The sequence below is a fragment of the Micromonospora sp. NPDC051925 genome, assembly GCF_044548625.1.
In the GTDB taxonomy this organism is placed as follows: domain Bacteria; phylum Actinomycetota; class Actinomycetes; order Mycobacteriales; family Micromonosporaceae; genus Micromonospora.
Window position 1 is genome coordinate 78,908 of the sequence record NZ_JBIUCH010000024.1, and the last position, 21,284, is coordinate 100,191.

At 71.2% G+C, this 21,284-nt stretch carries 4 protein-coding genes and 1 pseudogene; all 5 read left to right on the plus strand.

What is annotated here, in order from left to right; all coding sequences use genetic code 11:
- The 5 genes and pseudogenes from ACIG87_RS27585 to ACIG87_RS27605 all read left to right on the plus strand — a co-directional run bounded on the left by ACIG87_RS27585 (position 1) and on the right by ACIG87_RS27605 (position 21,070).
- Positions 1-11,481, plus strand: a complete 11,481-nt coding sequence (locus ACIG87_RS27585) for an SDR family NAD(P)-dependent oxidoreductase (RefSeq protein ID WP_396854399.1) — start codon at positions 1-3, stop codon at positions 11,479-11,481.
- Positions 11,481-16,694: pseudogene (locus ACIG87_RS27590) on the plus strand (type I polyketide synthase); the annotation flags it as partial. The gene ACIG87_RS27585 and the pseudogene ACIG87_RS27590, both read left to right, overlap by 1 nt.
- A gap of 29 nt (positions 16,695-16,723) precedes the next feature.
- Complete coding sequence (locus ACIG87_RS27595) at positions 16,724-17,545, plus strand: SAM-dependent methyltransferase (protein ID WP_396854401.1); 822 nt, start codon at positions 16,724-16,726, stop codon at positions 17,543-17,545.
- 47 nt (positions 17,546-17,592) lie between these two features.
- Complete coding sequence (locus tag ACIG87_RS27600) at positions 17,593-20,421, plus strand: AAA family ATPase (protein ID WP_396854403.1); 2,829 nt, start codon at positions 17,593-17,595, stop codon at positions 20,419-20,421.
- Complete coding sequence (locus ACIG87_RS27605) at positions 20,405-21,070, plus strand: O-methyltransferase (protein WP_396854405.1); 666 nt, start codon at positions 20,405-20,407, stop codon at positions 21,068-21,070. The genes ACIG87_RS27600 and ACIG87_RS27605 overlap by 17 nt, the downstream gene beginning before the upstream one ends.
- Positions 21,071-21,284 lie beyond the last annotated feature (214 nt).

A 21,284-nucleotide genomic window follows, 5' to 3' on the forward strand; every position in this document is an offset into this window, starting at 1 on the left:
ATGAGCAGTACGGCGGGTGAATCCGTCGCCGTCGTCGGTGTGGCCTGCCGGCTGCCGAAGGCGCCGACCCCCCGACACTTCTGGCGCATGTTGACCGACGGGCTGGACGCGGTGGGCGAGGCGCCGCCGGGACGCTGGCCCGGCCCCGCGCTGCCACACCGCTTCGGAGCGTTCCTCGACACGATCGACACCTTCGACGCTGACTTCTTCGGCATCCCGCCCCGCGCCGCGGCGGCCATGGACCCGCAGCAGCGGCTGCTGCTCGAGCTGAGCTGGGAGGCCCTGGAGGACGCCAGGATCCCTCCCGCCCAGCTCCGCGACACCGCAACCAGCGTCTACGTCGGAGCGATGTGGGACGACTACGCGACGTTGGTTCTGCACGCCGACCCGGAGGCCGTGGACCAGCACGCCATCGCCGGCATCGGCCGCGGCATCATCGCGAACCGCGTGTCCCACTTCTTCGGCCTGCGCGGGCCCAGCATGACGGTGGACACGGCGCAGTCATCCTCGCTCGTCGCCGTGTACCAGGCATGCGAGAGCCTGCGCCGGGGCGAGTCCACGGCGGCCATCGCCGGTGGCGTCAACATCAACATCCGCGCCGAGACCACCCTCGGCGCGACCCGGTTCGGCGGCCTGTCGCCGGACGGGCGCTGCTACACCTTCGACGAGCGCGCCAACGGCTACGTGCGCGGCGAAGGTGGTGCCGTCGTGGTGCTCAAGTTGCTGTCCCGGGCGGTCGCGGACGGCGACCGGATCCACGGCGTCATCCTCGGTGGCGCGGTCAACCACGACGGCGGTGACAACCAGCTCACCGTGCCCAGCCCGGACGCTCAACGGGAGGTCATCGAGCAGGCCCACCGGCAGGCCGGCGTCGATCCCGCCGCCGTGCAGTATGTCGAGCTGCACGGCACCGGCACCAGGGTGGGTGACCCGGTCGAGGCTCGGGCGCTCGGCGCGGCCGTCGGCCGCCATCACCCGGCCGGCCGGCCGCTGCTGGTGGGTTCGGCCAAGACCAACGTCGGGCACCTCGAGGGTGCGGCCGGCGTGGTCGGGCTACTCAAGCTCGTGCTGAGCCTGCGGCACCGCCAGCTGCCGCCGAGCCTCAACTTCACGCGGCCGAACCCCGAGATCCCGTTCGACGAACTGCGACTGCGGGTGCAGACCACCCTGGAGCCGTGGCCGGCCGGCGGACGGCTGCTGGCCGGCGTGAGTTCCTTCGGAATGGGCGGGGTGAACTGTCACCTCGTCCTCACTGACGCGCCCCCACCAACCGCCAACCGCTCGCCGGCCCGGCCCGGCACGCACGTGCCCTGGCTGATCTCGGCACCGACGCCGCAAGCCCTGAGGACCCAGGCCGCAGCCCTGATGACGTGGCTGGAGGAGCATCCCGACGCGGACCCCGACGCTGTCGGGCGCTCCCTCGCTCTGACCAGGACGCGTTTCGAACACCACGCCGTCATCGACGGGGAGGGCGCCGCCGGACACCGGGGCGCGCTGGCGGAGGTCGCGGCCGGTCGCGGGAGCACCGACGCCGCGACCGACTGGCTGTCCGACCTGGAACCGGACCCGGACGGGTACGTCGACCTGCCGACATATGCGTTCACCCGGAGGCGGTACTGGGTGGGGGAGGTCGCCGCGCCAGCCGCGCCGGGCGGTCCGGTCCCGGACACGCTCGAGCTGATCCGTACCACCGTGGCGGCGGAACTCGGGTACGAGACCGGTGACGCGGTCGACCCGCATCGGACCTTCGAGGACCTCGGGCTCGACTCGATGGGCGTCACGAGTGTCACCGCCCGGCTGAGCACCGCCACCGGCCTGCGACTCGCCGCCGGCCTGACGTTCCGGTTCCCCACACCCGCCGGGCTCGCGGAGTTCCTGCGCGGGGAACTCGCCGGCGAATCCGCACCGCCGCCGTCGGCGCCGGCCACCCTCCGGACCACGGACGACCCGGTCGTGGTGGTGGGCATGGCCTGCCGTTACCCGGGTGGTGTCCGGTCGCCGGAGGACCTGTGGCGTCTGGTCGACGGGGGTACCGACGCGATCACACCGCTGCCGACCGACCGGGGATGGGACCTGAGACGCCTCTTCGACCCGGATCCGGACCGGCCCGGCACGTCCTACGTCCGGCATGGCGGGTTTCTCCGCGACGCGGCGGAGTTCGACGCCGAGTTCTTCGGCATCAGCCCGCGCGAAGCGGCGGCGATGGACCCACAACAGCGCCTCCTGCTGGAGGTGTCATGGGAGGGCATCGAGCGTGCCGGAATCGATCCCCTTAGCCTGAGGGACGGCCGAGTGGGCGTCTTCGTCGGCGCGACGGACCAGGAGTACGGACCTCGACTCGACGCGACCGGCGAGGGCTCGGACGGCTACCGGCTGACGGGCGGCACCGTGAGTGTCGTCTCCGGCCGGATCGCCTACGCCCTGGGTCTCGCCGGACCCGCGGTCACCGTGGACACGGCATGCTCGTCGTCGTTGGTCGCCATGCACCTCGCGGCGCAGTCGCTGCGGCACGGAGAATGCACCCTCGCGCTGGCCGGTGGTGTGACCGTGATGGCCAGTCCGGGCATGTTCGTGGAGTTCAGCCGGCAGCGGGGACTCGCCCCCGACGGCCGGTGCAAGGCGTTCGGGGCCGACGCCGACGGCACTGCCTGGGCCGAGGGGGCCGGCGTGCTGGTGCTGGAGAGGCTTTCCGACGCGCGTCGTAACGGGCACCAGCCGCTGGCCGTGCTGCGCGGTTCGGCGATCAACTCCGACGGCGCGAGCAACGGCCTGACCGCGCCCAACGGTGCCGCCCAGGAGGCTCTCATCCGGCAGGCGCTCGACGTCGCCGGCCTGGCGGCGCAGGACGTGGACGCGGTGGAGGCCCATGGCACCGGGACGCGGCTCGGTGACCCGATCGAGGCCGAGGCCCTCCTGGCCACCTATGGTCGGCACCGACCGCCGAGCCGGCCGCTGTGGCTCGGCTCGCTGAAGTCCAACATCGGCCACACTCAGGCCGCCGCGGGTGTCGGCGGCGTGATCAAGATGATCTGCGCGATGGGACAGGGCAGGCTGCCCAGGACGCTGCACGCCGATGTGCCCTCGCCTCGGATCGACTGGACGACGGGCAACGTCGCGCTGCTGCGCGAGTCCATTCCATGGCCGGTCACCGGCCGTCCGCGGAGGTTTGCCGTCTCGTCGTTCGGGATCAGTGGGACGAATGCGCATGTGATTTTGGAGGGGCCGGTGGAGGAGCCGGTGGTGTCGGGGTCTTCTGTGGTGTCGGGGTCTTCTGTGGTGCGGGAGTCTCCTGCTGTGTCGGGGTCGTCTGTTGTTTTGTCGGGGTCTGTTTCGTCGGTGGTTCCGTGGGTTCTTTCTGCTCGTTCGGAGGTGGCGTTGCGGGCGGTGGCGGGTGGGTTGTTGGGTGTGGTGGGTGGTGTGGGTGATGTGGATGTTGCTTTTTCGTTGGGGTTGCGGTCGGTTTTTGGTGTTCGGGCTGTGGTGGTGGGTGTGGGGGAGGGTTTGCGGTCGGGGTTGGTGGGGGTGGCGCAGGGGCGTGGTGGTGTGAATGTGGTGGGTGGTGTTGGTGGTGGTGGTGGGCGGGGTGTGGTTTTTGTTTTTCCGGGTCAGGGTTCGCAGTGGGTGGGTATGGCGGCGGAGTTGTTGGTTTCGTCGCCGGTTTTTGCGGCTCGTATGGGTGAGTGTGCTGTGGCGTTGGCTCCTTTTGTGGAGTGGGATTTGTTGGAGGTGGTTTCGGGTGGGGTGGGTTTGGATCGGGTTGATGTGGTGCAGCCGGTGTTGTTTGCGGTGATGGTGTCGTTGGCTGAGGTGTGGCGGGTGCATGGGGTGGTGCCGAGTGTGGTGGTGGGGCATTCGCAGGGTGAGATTGCTGCTGCGTGTGTGGCGGGGGTGTTGAGTTTGGGGGATGCGGCGCGGGTGGTGGCGGTGCGGAGTCGGTTGTTGCGGGTGTTGTCGGGTCGGGGTGGTATGGCGGTGTTGGGGGTGTCGGTGGGTGTGGTGGAGGGTTTGTTGGTGGGGTGGGGTGGTCGGGTTGGTGTGGCGGCGGTGAATGGGCCGTCGTCGGTGGTGGTGTCGGGTGAGTTGGGGGCGTTGGGGGAGTTGGTTGCGCGTTGTGGGGAGTTGGGGGTGTGGGCGCGGGTTGTTGATGTGGATTATGCGGCGCATTCGGTTCAGGTGGATGAGGTTTTGGGTCGGTTGGGTGTGGAGTTGGGGTCGGTGGTGCCGGTTTCGGGTGGGGTGCCTTTTTATTCGACCGTGGTGGGTGGGGTGGTTGATGGGGGGAGTTTGGATGCGGGTTATTGGTGTCGGAATTTGCGTGAGGTGGTGGGTTTTGAGGGTGCGGTGGGTGGGTTGTTGGGTGAGGGGTTTGATGTTTTTGTTGAGGTGAGTCCGCATCCGGTGTTGACGATGGCGGTGGAGGAGGTGGTCGAGGCTCGTGCGGGTGCGGGTGCCGGTGCCGGTGCGGGTGTGGGTGTGGCGGTGGTGGGGACGTTGCGTCGTGGTGAGGGTGGTTTGCAGCGGTTCTTGTTGTCGTTGGGTGAGGTGTTCGCGGCTGGTGTGGATGTGGATTGGGGGCCGGTGCTTCGTGGTGGTCGTCGGGTGGATCTACCGACCTACCCCTTCCAACACCAACGCTTCTGGCTGACCACAGCGGACCGCAAGCGGCCGGCTTCCGATGCCTGGCGTCACCACGTCACCTGGCAACCGGCGGACTTCGACACCGCGCCGCCGTCCGAAGGGGCGGGTGCCGGTGACGGCGCTGCACTGCACGGAACGTGGTTGGTGCTGACGGCCGGCGACGCGTGGGGGTGCGCCTGGGCCGAGGCGCTCGCCGCCCGCGGAGTCGACGTCGTCCACGCCGACGTGCAGGCCGGCGCCACCGGCCGGGCCGAACTGGCCGAGCTGATCACCTCTGCGGGAAGCGCTCTGCGCGGCGTGCTGTCCTTCCTGGCCGCTGCCGACGAACCACTGCCGGAACACCCCTGCGTGCCCTCGGGGTTGGCTGCCACGGTGGCCCTCGTCCAGGCGATCGAGGACACCGGGAGCGCTGCGCCGTTGTGGCTGCTGACCGATGGCGCGGTGCCGGCCGAACCCGACGACACCGTGACGGGTACTGCCGGCGCCCTGGTCTGGGGCCTGGGCGCCGTGGCCGCCCTGGAACTGCCGGACCGCTGGGGCGGCCTCGTCGACCTGCCCGGATCACCCGGCAGCGACCAGGTGACCGCTCGCCTGTGCCGGGTCCTGGCCGGCCGGGGCCGCGCGGACCGGTTCGCGATCCGGGCCGGCGGAACGTACGTCCGTCGGGTGAGTCCGGCGGCACAGCACACGACCGCTCCGGCACGCCGGCGGTGGAAACCCTCCGGGACAGTGCTGGTGACCGGGGGAACCGGGGCCGTGGGCCGGCATGTGGCCCGCTGGCTGGCCCGTAACGGCGTCGAACACCTGCTGCTCCTGAGCCGGCGCGGCCCCGGCGCTGAGGAAGCGGCCGAACTCACGGCGGAGCTGTCCGAACTGGGCGCTCGCGTCGACATCGTCTCCTGCGACGCCGCCGACCGTGAGGCCCTGGCTCGGGTGCTCGCCGAGGTGCCCGAGGAGTGCCCGTTGACCGCGGTGTTCCACTCGGCCATGGTGCTCGACGACGCCGTGCTGGCCGATATCACCCCGGAGAGCCTCGATGCCGTCCTACGGCCGAAGGTCGACGCGGCGACCAACCTGCACGAGCTGACCCAGGATCTCGATCTTTCCGCGTTCGTCCTGTTCTCCTCGGTCGCCGGTGTCCTCGGCAACGCGGGGCAGGGCGCCTACGCCGCGGGAAACGCGTTCCTCGACAGCCTTGCGTACCGCAGAAGGCGACAGGGTCGCACGGCGACCTCGATCGCGTGGGGTGCCTGGGACACGCCGGAAGCCCGTCGGCGCAACCGCAGGCTGGCCAGCCAGGGCCTGGTCGCGATGCGGGCCGAAACCGCGGTCGACGCCCTCCAGGAGGCCCTCGACCGGGACGAGACCTTCCTGGTCGTCGCCGACATCGACGAGGAACGGCGGTCCCCGCAGGAGGCGGTGGAGCCCACGACGCCCGTCGCCCGGCTCGAGGGCATGTCCGTCCCCGAGCAGAACAGCTATCTGCGGGACCTGGTCGGTGCCGAGGCGGCATTCGTGCTCGGTCACGGCGACGCGTCCCAGGTCCCGCCGAATCACGCGTTCCGCGACCTCGGCTTCGACTCCTTGATGTCGGTGCAGTTCCGCAACCGGCTCAACAAGGCGACCGGCCTGCGGTTGCCGACCACGGTCGCCTTCGACCACCCCACCCCCGTACGTCTGGTCGAGCACCTGCGGGAACTGCTGATCAGCGGGAAGCGGACGGAGCCCACACCGGCCGCCGCGGTCGTCGCCGACGATCCGGTGGTGATCGTGGGGATGGCCTGCCGTTTTCCGGGTGGTATCCGTTCGGCCGACGACCTGTGGCGGTTCGTGGCCGAGGAGGGCGACGCGATCACCGGCTTCCCGACGGATCGCGGGTGGCCGGTGGACCTCTACGATCCCCGGCAGGGTGCCCCCGGCCACACCCACGCCCGGGGCGGCGGTTTCCTCACGGACGCCGGTGACTTCGATGCGGAGTTCTTCGGGATCTCTCCGCGCGAGGCCCTGGCCACCGACCCGCAGCAGCGGCTCCTCCTGGAGGTCTCCTGGGAGGCGTTGGAACGGGCCGGCATCGACCCGGCCACACTGCGCGACAGCGACACGGGGGTCTTCGCCGGTACGAACGGCCAGGACTACGGAGTCCTGCAACAGACGACCGCCGGCGTCGAGGGCTACACGCTCGCCGGCCGCGCCTCCAGCGTGGTGTCCGGCCGGGTCTCCTACGCGCTGGGTCTGCAGGGCCCGGCGATCACCGTGGACACCGCGTGTTCGTCGTCCCTGGTGGCGCTGCATCTGGCGGCGCAGGCGCTGCGGGCTGGGGAGTGTTCGCTCGCCCTCGCCGGCGGCGTCACCGTCATGGCCACGCCGACGACCTTCATCGAGTTCTCCCGGCAGGGCGGCCTGTCACCTGACGGCCGCTGTCACTCGTACTCGGACTCGGCGGCCGGCACCGCCTGGTCGGAGGGTGTGGGTGTGGTGGTGGTGGAGCGTTTGTCGGATGCGCGTCGTCGGGGTCATGTGGTGTTGGCGGTGGTGCGGGGGAGTGCGGTTAATCAGGATGGTGCGTCGAATGGGTTGACGGCGCCGAGTGGTGTTGCTCAGCAGCGGGTGATTCGTCAGGCGTTGGTGCGGGCGGGTTTGGGGGTGGGTGATGTGGATGTGGTGGAGGGGCATGGTACGGGGACGCGGTTGGGTGATCCGATTGAGGCGCAGGCGTTGTTGGCGACGTATGGGCAGGGTCGGTCGGTGGGGCGGCCGTTGTGGTTGGGGTCGGTGAAGTCGAATTTGGGTCATACGCAGGCGGCGGCGGGTGTGGCGGGTGTGATCAAGATGGTGCAGGCGTTGCGGTTCGGGGTGTTGCCTGCGTCGTTGCATGTGTCGGTGCCGTCGTCGCAGGTGGATTGGTCGAGTGGGGCGGTGCGGGTGTTGGGTGAGGCGCGGGTGTGGCCGGAGGTGGGTCGTGTCCGGCGGGCGGGGGTGTCGTCGTTCGGGATCAGTGGGACGAATGCGCATGTGATTCTGGAGGGGCCGGTGGAGGAGCCGGCGGTGCCGGAGTCACCTGCTGTGCCAGGGTCGCCTGCCCCGCCCGTCGTTCCGTGGGTGATCTCGGCGAAGAGTCCGGCCGCTCTGCGAGCACGGGCGGAGCAGCTGTTGTCGTCTGCGGAGCTCGATCCGACCGACGTCGGCTACTCGCTGGCGACCACCCGGACGGCGTTCGAGCACCGCGCGGCCATCGTGGCCGGCGACCGGGCCGAGTTCGGCGCGGCCCTGGAGACACTGGTGTCCGGAGGCGAGCGTGCCGGACTCTTCCGGGCCGCGGCCGCGTCCGCGCCCCGGCTGGCGATGGTCTTCTCCGGTCAGGGCTCGCAGCGGCCCGGGATGGGCGCCGAACTGTACCGCCGCTATCCCGCCTTCACGCAGGCCATGGAGGAGGTGCTGGCCAGGCTGCCGATCCGCGACGTGCTCTTCGGCGAGGACCAGGCCCGGCTCGGGGAGACCGGCAACGCCCAGCCCGCTCTGTTCGCGTTCCAGGTGGCGCTGTTCCGGCTGATCGAGTCCTGGGGGATCGTGCCCGATCACGTGGCCGGGCACTCGATCGGCGAGATCGCAGCCGCCCACGTCGCCGGTGTGCTCTCGCTGGACGACGCGTGCACGCTGGTGGCCGAGCGTGCCCGCCTGATGCAGGCGTTGCCCGGGGGCGGGGCGATGGTGGCCCTGCGGGTAGGTGAGGAGGAGGTCCTGCCGCTGCTCTCCGACGAGGTGTCCATCGCCGCGGTCAACGGCCCCCGGGCGGTGGTGATCGCGGGTGCGGAGGAAGCGGTCCTGCGGACGGCCGCCGGATTCGACCAGTCGACCCGGCTGCGGGTGTCGCACGCCTTCCACTCGCACCTGATGCAGCCGGTCCTCGCCGAGTTCCAGGAGGTCGTCGACCGCCTGACGTTCAGCAAACCCGTGATCGACTTCGTCGCAGGTGGCGACGTCACCGAGCCCGGCTACTGGGTCCGGCACATCCGCGACACGGTGCGGTATGCCGATCGGGTCGCACGGCTCAGCGAACTCGGCGTCACCGTGTCCCTGGAGATCGGGCCGGACTCGGTGCTGTCGGCGCTGGGCCCGCGCGACGCGGTCAACATCCCGTTGTGCAGGCGCAGCCAGCCCGAGGACGTCGCCGCGATCACCGCGACCGCACGCGCCCACGTGCACGGCGTCGAGGTGCACTGGCCGGCGTTGTTCCCGGGCGCCCGCCGGGTCGACCTGCCGACGTACCCCTTCCAGTCCACACGGTTCTGGCCCAGCGCCACCCTCGCGACCGGCGATGTCACCCGGGCCGGGCTGGACGCCGTGGACCATGCCCTGCTCGGCGCCGGAGTGGACCTGCCCGACCGGGGCGGATGGGTCTTCACCGGCAGGCTGTCCGTCGCCGCCCAGCCCTGGTTGGCCGACCATGTCGTCCACGGCGTGAACCTCTTCCCGGCCACCGGCTTCGTGGAGTTGGTACGTCGCGCCGGGCAGGCTGTCGACTGTGTCGTTCTCGACGAACTGATGCTCCGGACGCCTCTGGTCCTGCCCGCCGCCGACACCGTGCAGGTGCAGGTGATCGTCGACGGCCCGGACGACTCCGGCCGGCGTCCGGTCGCGGTCTACGCCCGGACCGGTGATGACGATGGTCCGTGGACGCAGCACGCGGCGGGCCTGCTCTCCCCGGCGGTGCCGGAGGCCGGCAGCCCGGCGGGCGAATGGCCCACGCCCGGGGCGGTGCCGATCGACCTCGACGGGCTCTACGCCGGGCTTACCAGCCGGGGCTTCGCCTACGGCGAGGCCTTCCGGGGCCTGCGGTCGGCCTGGCGTGCCGGCGACGAGGTCCTCGTGGAGGCCCGGGTCACCGTCGATCCGCAGGGCTACGGAATACACCCGGCCCTGCTGGACGCGGTCCTGCACGCTTCGGTGTTCCTGGAGGGCGGCCACCGGGGCCGGGTGCCCTTCCTGTGGAGCGGCCTGCGCTTCCACGGGCCGGGCGGTGCGATCCTGCGCGCGAGAGTGTGGCGCACCGGTCCGGACACTCTGTCGGTCGACGCGACGGACGAGGCCGGCACCCTCGTCGTGACCGTGGATTCGCTGACCCTGCGCGGCCACACGGCCGAGAGCCGGGTGCGCGACGCGTTGTTCGCGGTCGAATGGCAACCCGGGGAACGCCCCGGCCCCGCCGTCACCGACGGCCACGACCGGATCGACATCACCGGTGAGGATGCCGGCGACGTCCTGGAGATCCTCCAGAACCGCCTGGCCGGCACCGCCGGCCGGCCGCTGGTGCTGGTGACCCGCGGCGCGGTCCAGACAACCCCGGAGGACGACCCGCCGCAGCCCGGGGCGGCGGCCGTCTGGGGCCTGGTGCGGTCCGCTCAGGTCGAACACCCCGGCAGGTTCATCCTGGCCGACCTCCCGGCCGAGGGCGTCCAGGATCTGCCGACGGACCTCTCCGGGTGGGACGAGCCCCAGGTCGCGGTGCGGTCCGGCGGCGTTCTGGTGCCTCGGCTGGTGCCCACGGCGGCGGGTGCGGACTTCCCCGCCGTCGATCCGGAGGCCACCGTGGTGATCACCGGGGGCACCAGCGGCCTCGGCGCACTGGTCGCCCGGCGACTCGTGGCCGAGCACGGCGTCCGCGACCTGTTGCTGCTGAGCCGAAGCGGGCCGGCCACGCCCGAAGCCGCCGAGCTCGCGGCCGAGCTGGGCGCGCGGGTGCTTGCGGTCGACGTGTCCGATCGCGAGGCGCTGAGCCGGGCTCTGCACGGCGTACGGATCGGCGGGGTCGTGCACTCCGCGGTGCTGCTCGACGACGGCCCGGTGGAGTCGCTGACGCCGGATCGCGTCCGGCGGGTGATGTCCACCAAGGTCACCTCCGCGAGGTGGCTGGACGAGTTGACCCGCGACCAGGATCTGTCGTTCTTCGTGATGTTCTCCTCGCTCGCGGGGACGCTGGGCAACGCCGGGCAGGCCGCCTACTCGGCCGCCAACGCGGCGCTGGACGCGTTGGTGACGCGCCGGCGAGCCCGGGGGCTGCCGGCCCAGTCGATCGTCTGGGGCCTGTGGGAGAGAAGCTCGAGCCTGACGGGCGGCATGGGGGCGGCCGACCGGGCGCGCGCGGCGCGTGCCGGGGTCGTTCCCCTGCCGACGGAGGACGGTCTGCTGCTGTTCGACGCCGCGCTCCGGTGCGCCCGGCCCGTGGTGGTGGCGGCCCGACTGCAACCGACGCCCGGGGAGGCGACCGCACCGTTGCTCCGGAGCCTGCTGCCGCGATCCGCACGGGAGGAGCCCCGGCGCGACGACTTCCGTGCCAGGTTGGTGGGGCGCTCCACGGAGGACCGGATGCGAATGCTCCTGGACCTGGTGGGCGGCCATGCGGCCGCAGTGCTGGGGCACCCCACGACATCGGCGATCGGCCCGCACCGGGCCTTCACCGACCTCGGGTTCGACTCGCTGATGGCTGTCGAATTCCGTAACCGTCTCAACGACGCCAGCGGCCTGCGACTGCCCGCCACCATGGTCTTCGAGCACGCCAGTGTGCACGAGCTGGCCGTGCACCTGGAGACGGTGCTGTCCCCCGCAGCAGAGCAGGCCGCCGGCCCCGTCGGCGACGAGCAGGTCCGGCAGCTGCTGCACACCATCCCGATGAGCGAGCTGCGCGAGTCGGGCCTGTGGGACAGCCTGCTCGCGTTGGCCGCCGGCGATCCGGCACGGGCGCGTGCTCTGGAAGCGATCGACGATCTGGACACCGAGAGCCTCATCGCCATGGCGCTTGACGGTGCCCACCCGGGCGACCTAGACGAGGAGGTCTCAGCTCCATGACCGACGAGAAGCTGGTCCAGGCGCTTCGCGCCGCTGTCAAGGAGAACGAACGGCTGCGCCTGCGCAACTCCGGACTGGCCGAGTCGCTCCGGGAGCCGATAGCGATCGTGGGAATGGCCTGCCGGTACCCGGGCGGGGTGGGGTCGCCGGAAGAGCTGTGGCAGTTCGTCGTCGGGGACGGCGACGGGATCACGCAGCTGCCCACCGACCGGGGCTGGGCCGAGGACCTCTACCACCCCGAGCCGGGGATGCCTGGGCACACCTACACCCGCGGCAGTGGATTCCTGCACGACGCGGGGGTCTTCGACGCGGACTTCTTCGGAATCCCGCCGCGGGAGGCCCTGGAGATGGACCCCCAGCAGCGGCTGCTGCTCGAGGTGTCCTGGTCGGCGATCGAACAGGCCGGAATCGACCCGACCACGCTGCGGGGCAGCGACACCGGTGTGTTCGTCGGCGCCATGTACCACGACTATCTCGGCAGCACGGGGACCGGCGCCATGATCTCCGGCCGGATCTCGTACACGCTGGGCCTGGAGGGGCCCGCGATGACCCTGGACACCGCCTGCTCGGCGTCGCTGGTGGCGATGCACGTGGCCGCCGGGGCGCTGCGTGCCAAGGAATGCGGGTTGGCGCTGGTGGGCGGGGTCGCCGTCATGGCGACGCCGGAGGCGGTCATCGAGTTCGGCCGCCGCCGGGGGCTCTCCGAGGACGGCCGGTGCCGGTCCTTCGCCGAGGCCGCGGACGGCACCGGGTTCGCCGAGGGCGTGGGCGTCCTGGTGGTGGAACGGCTGTCGGACGCCCTGCGCAACGGGCACACCGTGCTGGCGGTGGTGCGCGGTAGCGCGGTCAACCAGGACGGTGCGTCGAACGGCTTCACCGCCCCGAGCGTCAAGGCGCAGCAGCGGGTGATCCGTCAGGCGCTCGTGGCCGCCGGCCTGACCGCGGGCGAGGTCGACGTGGTCGAGGGGCACGGCACCGGAACCACCCTCGGCGACCCGATCGAGGCGCAGGCACTGCTCACCACCTACGGACGTGACCGGCCCGCAGAGCGACCGCTGTGGCTGGGATCGATAAAGTCCAACATAGGCCACACGCAGGCCGCTGCGGGCGTCGCCGGCATCATCAAGATGATCTTCGCGATGCGTCACGGCCGGCTGCCCCGTACGTTGCACGTGGACGAGCCGAGCCGCCAGGTGGACTGGTCGAGCGGCGGCGTACGCCTGCTCCTCGATCCGCGCGACTGGCCCCGCGGGCAGCAACCGCGGCGGGCGGGGATCTCCGGATTCGGCGTGAGCGGAACCAACGCGCACGTCATCATCGAGGAACCGCCGGCCGAGCGTCCGCAGTCGGCAGCGGGACCGGACCACGTCGCGACGACGCCCCCCAGCCTGCCTTGGCCGGTATCCGGGCGAACGCCCGAAGCCCTGCGGACGCAGGCCGGGCGGCTGCTGGCCCACCTGGACCGCCAGGAGGAGCCGGACCCTGCCGACGTGGCACGCTCGTTGATCACCCGTCCGGCGTTCGCGCATCGCGCGGTGGTGACCGGTTCGAGCCGGGCGGACCTGCGGCGGGGCCTCGCCGCGGTGGCCAAGGGAGAGGACGACCCCGAGGTGTTCACCGGCGAAGCCCGACCGGCCGGGCTGACGGCGTTCGCCTTCACCGGGCAGGGTTCCCAGCGGCTGGGCATGGGCCGCGAACTCGTCCGGGCCTTTCCGCAGTTCGCCGCAGCCTTCGCCGCGGTCGCCGTGGAGCTGGACAGGCACCTGTCGCGTCCGTTGCGCGAGGTCCTCTGGGGCGACGCCCCGGAACTGGTCGAGCAGACCGAGTACGCCCAGACCGGGTTGTTCGCCTTCGAAGTGGCGCTCACCGAGCTGATGCGGTCCTTCGGTATCCGGCCGGACGTGGTGCTCGGCCACTCGGTCGGCGAACTGGTCGCCGCGCAGGTGGCCGGGGTGCTGTCCCTGCCCGACGCGGCCCGCCTGGTCGCGGCCCGCGCCCGGTTGATGCAGGCACTTCCGCCCGGCGGTGCGATGGTGTCGGTACGCGCGGACGAGGCGGCTGTGGCAGCGTACCTGTCCGAGCAGGTGGCAGTCGCAGCGGTGAACGGACCCACCGCCGTCGTGCTCTCCGGAGCGGAGCAGCCGGTGCTCGCGGCCGCCGCCGACCTGGCCGCCCGGGGCGTCCGGACTACGCGGCTCGCGGTGAGCCACGCGTTCCACTCTCCGATGATCGAGGGCATGCTCGAGGAGTTCCGCGGGGTCCTGGAGACGGTGGAGTTGCGGCCACCCGTCCTCCCGCTGGTGTCCGGCGTAACGGGAAGACTCGCCTCGGCGGCGGAGTTGTGCTCGCCGGAGCACTGGGTGGCGAACATCCGGGACACCGTGCGGTTCACCGACTGTGTGAACGCCCTCGGCGGGCAGGGAGTCACCTCCTGTGTGGAGATCGGTCCGGACGCCGTGCTCTCCGGACTGGCCACGGCGGAGGTGCCGTGGGTGCCGGCGCAGCGCCGTCGGCTGGCCGAGCCGGTCGCACTTCTCGCCGCGCTGGCCAGGTCGCACGCCGACGGCCGGGCCGTCGACTGGCGCGGGTGGCTCGGCGGCGCCGGGCGGCGGATCGACCTGCCGACCTATGCCTTCCAGCACAAACGGTACTGGGCCGGCGGTATCAGTCTGGCGCACGACGCCGGGCGCGGGTCGTCCGCCCTCGACCACGACCTCCTCCGGGAGGTGGTGGAGTCGCCCGACTCGGATCGGCTGGTCGTGACCGGTCGCGTGTCGCGGTACGCCCAGCCGTGGCTGGCCGATCACGCGTTCGGTGGAGTGGTGCTTCTTCCCGGCGCGGCGTTCGTCGACCTCGCCCTCACCGTCGGCCGGCTGGTCGGTTGCCCGGCTGTCGACGACCTGACCGTCGCGACGCCGATGGCTGTGCCCGAGCAGGGCGAGGTCTCTCTGCAGGTCGTGCTGGAGCCGAGCGGGACCGCTGGTCAGCGGGCGGTGAAGGTGTACTCCCGGGTACCGGATCAGCCTGGCTGGACCTGCCATGCCACCGGGCACCTGTCGAGCCGCGAGGCACCCCTGCCGCTGGCCGAAACAGCCTGGCCGCCGGCGGGAGCCACGCAGGTGAGCACCGACGGCACCTACGAGAGGCTCGCCGACCAGGGCTTCGAGTACGGCCCGACGTTCCAGGGCCTGCGTGCGGTGTGGAAGCGGGACGACGTCGTCTGCGCCGAGGTGACGGTGGAGGAGGCCGGCCGCCACAGCGTGCACCCGGCTCTGCTGGACGCCTCCCTGCACGCGGCCACGTTGCTCGTCTCCGCCGGGTTGCCCTTCGCCTGGACCGGTGTCTCGGTGTTCGCCACAGACACCTCGGTGGCCCGGGTCTGGCTCAGGCGTACCGGTGCAGACGCCATCGCGGTCGCCGCGTTCGACCAGGCGGGCAGCCCGGTGTACGCGGTGGATTCCCTGACGCTGCGGCCGGTGACGACGGATCAGCTGGCGGCCGACACCGTGCTCCGGCGGGCGATGTTCCAGGTGGAGTGGCAGGCGGTGGAGCAGGCGCAGGGGCCCGACGGGATCGCGTTCGACGTGCGGCGATGTGGCGGCGGGCACCCGCGCGACGCGGTCACCGACGCCCTTCGCCAGGTGCAGGAATGGCTTGCCGAGCGCCGGGACGATCAGGAGCGGCTGATGATCCAGACGGCCGGGGCGGTCGCGGTGACGGCCGGCGATGTCGTCTCCGACCTGGGTGCCGCAGGGGTCTGGGGACTCGTACGCTCGGCCCAGTCGGAACATCCCGAACGCCTCGTCCTCGTCGACACCGACGGCACGCACGACGAGCGGGCGCTGGGCGCCGTGGTCGCGGCCGGGGAGAGCCAGATCGCGGTCCGGGACGGCCGGATGCTGGTGCCCCGGCTGGTGCGGACACCGGTGCCCCCCGCTTCCGGAGACGAAGGACCGCTGGTGTCACCCGAGGAGACGGTCGTGATCACCGGAGGCACGGGAGCGCTCGGCCGGCTGATCGCGCGTCATCTCGTCGTCGACCGTGGCGTCCAGAACCTGCTGGTGCTGAGCAGGAGCGGCCCGGAGTCTCCCGCCGCCGCGGAACTCGTCGAGCAACTGGGGGCACGCGTGGTCGCGGTCGACATCGCCGACCGCGACGCGCTGGCGCGCGTGCTCGCGGGCGTACGGATCGGCGGGGTCGTTCACGCGGCAGGCGTGCTCGACGACGGTGTGCTCGAGTCGATGACGCCGGAGCGGGTCGGTGGCGTGCTCCGGGCGAAGGCCGACGCCGCCGTCGCGCTGCACGAGTTGACCAGGGACCGGCCGCCGGCGTTCTTCACGCTGTTCTCCTCCGCCGCCGGGATCCTGGGAAGCCCAGGTCAGAGCGCGTACGCCGCGGCGAACGCGACGCTCGACGGCCTGGCGGCGCACCGCCGGTCGCTAGGGCTCCCCGCCCAGTCGCTGGCCTGGGGGCTGTGGGCGCAGAGCGACGGGATGGCGTCCGCGATGGGCGAGACCGGCCGCGCCCGGGTGGACCGGGCGGGTGTCGCGCCGCTGTCTGCCGCCGAGGGACTCGCCCTGTTCGACGCGGCGCTGCGGATCGACGTTCCCCTGCTGGTGCCCGCGCGTCTCGGCGTGGCCGCGAACGAAAGCCCGTCCACCATGATGCGCGGCCTGCGTTCCGGTCAGGCACTCCGGAACACCGAACAGCGCAACGTGCTGCATCGGCTGGCCGGGCTGTCGCCCGGCGAGCAGCACAGTGTGCTGGTGGACGTGGTGCGCGGGCACGCCGCGGCCGTCCTGGGTCATCCGGGGCCTGACGCCGTGGGTGCCGGGCGGACCTTCAAGGACCTGGGGTTCGACTCGCTGATGGCCGTCGAACTGCGCAACCGACTGCAGGCCGCGACCGGCCTGCGGCTGTTGCCCACCCTGGTCTTCGACCATCCGAACCCGACGGAGCTGGCGGCTCACCTGCGGGAGGCGGCCGTGCCGGTGCAGGAGGCCACGCCATCGCCCGTCCTGGAGGCGCTGGGCCGACTGGAGTCGCTGCTTTCGTCGCTGGACCCGGGCGACGGCATCCGACCGCAGGTCACCGACCGGCTGGGGCGTCTGCTGTCCGATCTTGGCGATCGGTCGACGCCGTCCGGGATCGATCTGATGAGCGCGTCGCGGCAGGAGATGCTCAATCTGATCGACAGCAGGTTCGGCGTTTAGAATCCGACCAGGAAGGCAAGGCACAGCACATGGCGAATTCAGCGCCGGTATCGACCGACGTCGGGCACATGTACGACGTCATGACCGAACTGTTCACCACTCTGCTCGACGGCAACATCCACGTTGGCTACTGGAGCGACGACGAGGACCGTGCTTCTGTGGCCGAGGCCTCCGGGCGGCTCACCGACATGGTGGTCGACCGCGTCGGTGCCGGTCCCGGCAGCCAGGTGCTGGATGTCGGCTGCGGGGCGGGTACCGCGTCGCTCCGGCTCGCCACCACACAGGACGAGGCGGTGGTGACGGGAATCTCCGTCAGCCACGGGCAGATCGAGACGGCCAAGGCCCGCGCGCGGGAGCTCGGCGTGGCTCACCGGGTGCATTTCCGATACGCTGACGCGATGGATCTGCCGTTTGGACCCGGTATGTTCGACGGAGCCTTCGCGATCGAATCCCTCATCCACATGCCGGACCAGGACGGGGCGCTCCAGGAGATCGGCACGGTGTTACGTCCCGGCGCGCGGCTGGTCATCGCTGACATCATCGAAAGGTGCCCGGCGAGCGGCGCGGAGAAAGAGATCATCGACAACTTCTGCGCCGTGACACAGTGCCGGACGATCGCATCATTGCCCGACAAGCTGGACCGGGCGGGTTTCGAGGTCCTGGAGTTCGAAGACATCAGTGCGAACGTGATGCGAGCGTTCGCGGTGCTGTCCGAACGCATGCGTGAGGTCCGGGCGGACTTCGTCAGCAGGATCGTGCCTGCGCACTTCGACCAGTTGGTTGAGCTGTTCAGGTGCTTCAGCGGCGTCACCGCGGCTGGCTATGTCCTGGCGGTGGCCCAGCGCCGGTGATCGTGAGCGGGAAGGGTCCATCCCATCGATCGGCTGGGAGTGACGAGGTGCTTGCCCGGCATCAGCTCGGCCTGCTCGCCGGCCCTGCACGCGACGACGAGCGACACCTGGCGCGGCCCCACGGTCAGCCCGTCCAGCCCGAGTTGATCGGCAGGTCAGCGGAGACGGAGCTGCTCGACGCCCTGCTGCGCGGCCGTGAACGCATCCCCGCATTGCTTGTGAGCGGCGACATCGGCGTCGGCAAGACGGCATTGCTTCGCGCCATGGACGAACAGGCTCGCCTGGCCGGTCGCCGCGTCGTGTGGATCACCGGCGCGCCGGCCGAGGCCGACCTTTCCTACTCGGGCCTGCATCAGCTCCTCTACTCCCTACGGAGCGACCTCGACCGCCTGCCCCTCCATCAGCGGGTCACGCTGTCTCGGATCCTCGGGCACACCGACGGCCCAACACCCGGTCGGCTGGCGACCTGCGTGGCCACCCTGTCCCTGGTCACCGATCTGGCCGACGACGGTGGCCTGGTGGTGCTGGTCGACGATGCCCAGTGGGTCGACCGGGAGAGCACGGAACTGCTCGCCTTCGTCGCACGCCGGACCTGCGATCTGGCCGGCCTGGTCATGGTGGCCGCCGTCCGCCAGCCCAGACCGCTGCTCGCCGCCGCCGGGCAGTACGGCCGTCAGCTCGCGCCGTTGTCGGATGACGACGCCGGCCTGCTGATCGACGCCTGGCACCCCGCACTGCACAGCCGTGTCCGGCGCGTGCTGCTCGACCACGCTCGCGGTAACCCGCTGGCGCTGATCGAGTTGCCGAAGGCGCTCAGCGAGGAGCAGCGGTACGCGAGCCTGCCGCTGCCTGTCCACCTGCCGGTGACCCCGCGGATCAGCGAGCACTTCGGTGCACGGATTCGCGAACTGCCCGAGTCGGCCCGGCAGATCCTGCTGGTCGCCGCTCTCGACGAGAGGTGCCATCTGGCGACGATCGCCGAGGCGACCGGCGAGACCGATGTGACAACTCAGCTCGGCCCGGCCGAACGGCACAACCTCGTCACGATGGGCACTGACCGGTTGCTCTTCACTCATCCACTGATCCGGCTGACCACGATCGACCTGGCCACCCGGGGCGAGTTGCGGACAGCACACCGCCGGCTGGCCGGGGTGACCAACGCCGATCAGGACGCCCGGGCCACGCATCTGGCGGCGGCGGCGCTGGGCCCGGACGACGCCGTGGCCGACGCCCTGGCGGCGGCCGGCAACCGCGCCGCAGGCCGGGGCGTGCTCACGACGGCCGCTGAGATGTTCGCCCGTGCGGCCGAGCTGAGTACCGCCCTGGCCGGTCGCGCCGAGCGGCTGGGCATCGCGGCCCAACTGGCCTGCAGGGCCGGCTGGCTGCAGTGGGCGAAGCAGCTCAACGCGGCTGCGGGAGCGTTGGGCGCCAACACCCACGCCGCCGCGATCAGCGCGTACATCCTCTCGCTCGACGGGGGCGACGTGGACATGGCGCACCGCCGCCTCCTGCGGGTGTTCGATGATCCCGCCACCAGCGTGCCGATGCGCCGGTTGGCGCTGGAGATGCTGTTCCACGTGTGTGTCATCGCCGACCGGCCGGACCACTGGGCTGCCCTGGACACTGTGCTGGCCCTCACTGATTTCGAGTCGGCGGACATCGTCTTCCGATGCCGCGCGATTCTCTCCGGTCGGGACGGCGACGCCTCCACGATGCGTGAGCGGTTTCTGGAGCTGCTCGACGGCTGGCCGAAGACGCCGGCGGAGCTCACCGTCCTCTCGACGGCGTCTCTCTCCGCCACCGCCGTCGCCCTCGACGCGGTCACCGAGTTGTTGCCGGTGCTGCGTGGCCTGCCCGATGCATCGGCCGACAACCGGGCAGTGCCGACGGCGAGGTTCGGCCTCCATATTGAGGTCCTGGACCGATATCACTCGGGGCGCTGGGACGAGGCGGAGACCCTGCTGCGGGAGGGCACCGCCGTGGCGGGCGTCAGCGGTCTGCGTACCCTGGAGGGCATTTCCCGGTGCCAGCGCGCGCTGCTGGCTGCGGTACGCGGTGAGACCGAGCAGGCACTGGAGCTGACTGACGAGGTGCTGCGGTGGGCCACACCGCGCGGGATCGGACTGGCGATCATCCTGGCCCACCATGCCCGGGCGCTGGTGGCCCTGGGCACCGGCGACCACGAACAGGCCTATGCGAGCCTGGCCGGCATCGCGCCCGCCGGCGCGGTGGCCCGCCTTCCGGTCAGCGCCCGCTGCATCGTGTTCGATCTGGCCGATGCCGCCGTGCGGACCGGGCACGGTCAGCAGGCGGCTGCATATCTGGAGACGCTGCGCGAGGCGGGCTTCGACCGCCTGTCCCCGCGGATGGCCATGCTGACCTGCGGGGCCGCTGCCCTGCTTGCCCTGGACAGCCGGACACACGAGGTCTTCCGGAAGGCGCTGGCCGCGCCGGGACACGAACGCTGGCCGCTCGAGCACGCCCGGATCCGCCTCGCGTACGGTGAGCGGCTGCGGCGCTCCAAGGAGATCGGCCCGGCCCGCGTGGAGCTGGGCGCGGCACTGGAGATCCTGGAAAGGCTCGGGGCGAGGCCGTGGGCGGAGCGGGCTCGTCATGAGCTGCGTGCCGCCGGCCTGGCGGTCGCCCGGCCCGCCGCAGGGCCGGCTGGGCTCACGGCGCAGGAGGAGTCCGTCGCCAGGCTCGCGGCCCAGGGCCTGACGAACAAGCAGATCGCCGTCCGGCTGCGCCTGTCGGACCGCACCGTCAGCGGGCACCTCTACAAGGTTTACCCCAAGCTCGGTGTCACCTCGCGGACCGGGCTGCGCGATGCCCTGGAAATACGAGCCGGATGGGATGCGGATGGCACAGCAGACTGAGTTCACCGAGGCCCTGCTCGGTTACGTCCGGGAGGTCTCACTGCGGGACGACGAGATCCTCGCCGATCTGCGTCGAGAGACCGCCGCACTGCCGATGGGCCGGGCGATGCAGATCATGCCGGAGGAGGGCCAGTTGCTGGCGTTGCTCGTCAAGCTGACCGCGGCGTCTCTGTCAGTGGTCGAAGTCGGTACCTTCACCGGCTACAGCACGCTGTGCATGGCGCGGGCTCTCCGGCCCGGTGGCCGGCTGTTCACGGTGGACATCTCCGAGAGGTGGCCGATGATCGCCGCACCGTACTGGGAGCGTGCCGGTGTGGCCGAACGCATCGACGTGCGCATCGGTGCCGCGCGGGAGGTCCTGTCGGAGCTCGAGAGGGAACTTGGACCGGGCACGGTGGACCTGGTGTTCATCGACGCCGACAAGGCGGGCTATCCGGACTACTACGAGGCCGCGCTGCGACTCGTCCGCCGGGGCGGGTTGGTCGTTCTGGACAACACGGTGTTCTTCGGCCGGGTTCTGGGCGAGGAACACCGTGACCAGGACACCGTCACCATCCGGGAGCTGAACGTCTCGTTGCTCGCCGACGACCGGGTCGACCTGGCGATGCTGTCCTTTGCCGACGGCCTCACGCTGGCGGTGAAGCGCTAAGAGGTTGATTCGAGAGGTTTCGTCCGCCGAGGGTTTGACCGGGGTTTCGGGGGCTACTCGAGGAGCTAACTGGACGGCGGCGATGGAGCGAGGCTGAACAGACCGGGTTCGGGCTCGGCCAGGATCTGACGGGCGACGAGGCGTTTGAGTCTGGCGCGCAGACCTTCGGTGTCCTTGGCGGTGGTGCCGGTGCCGAGTGCGCGGCAGATGTCCT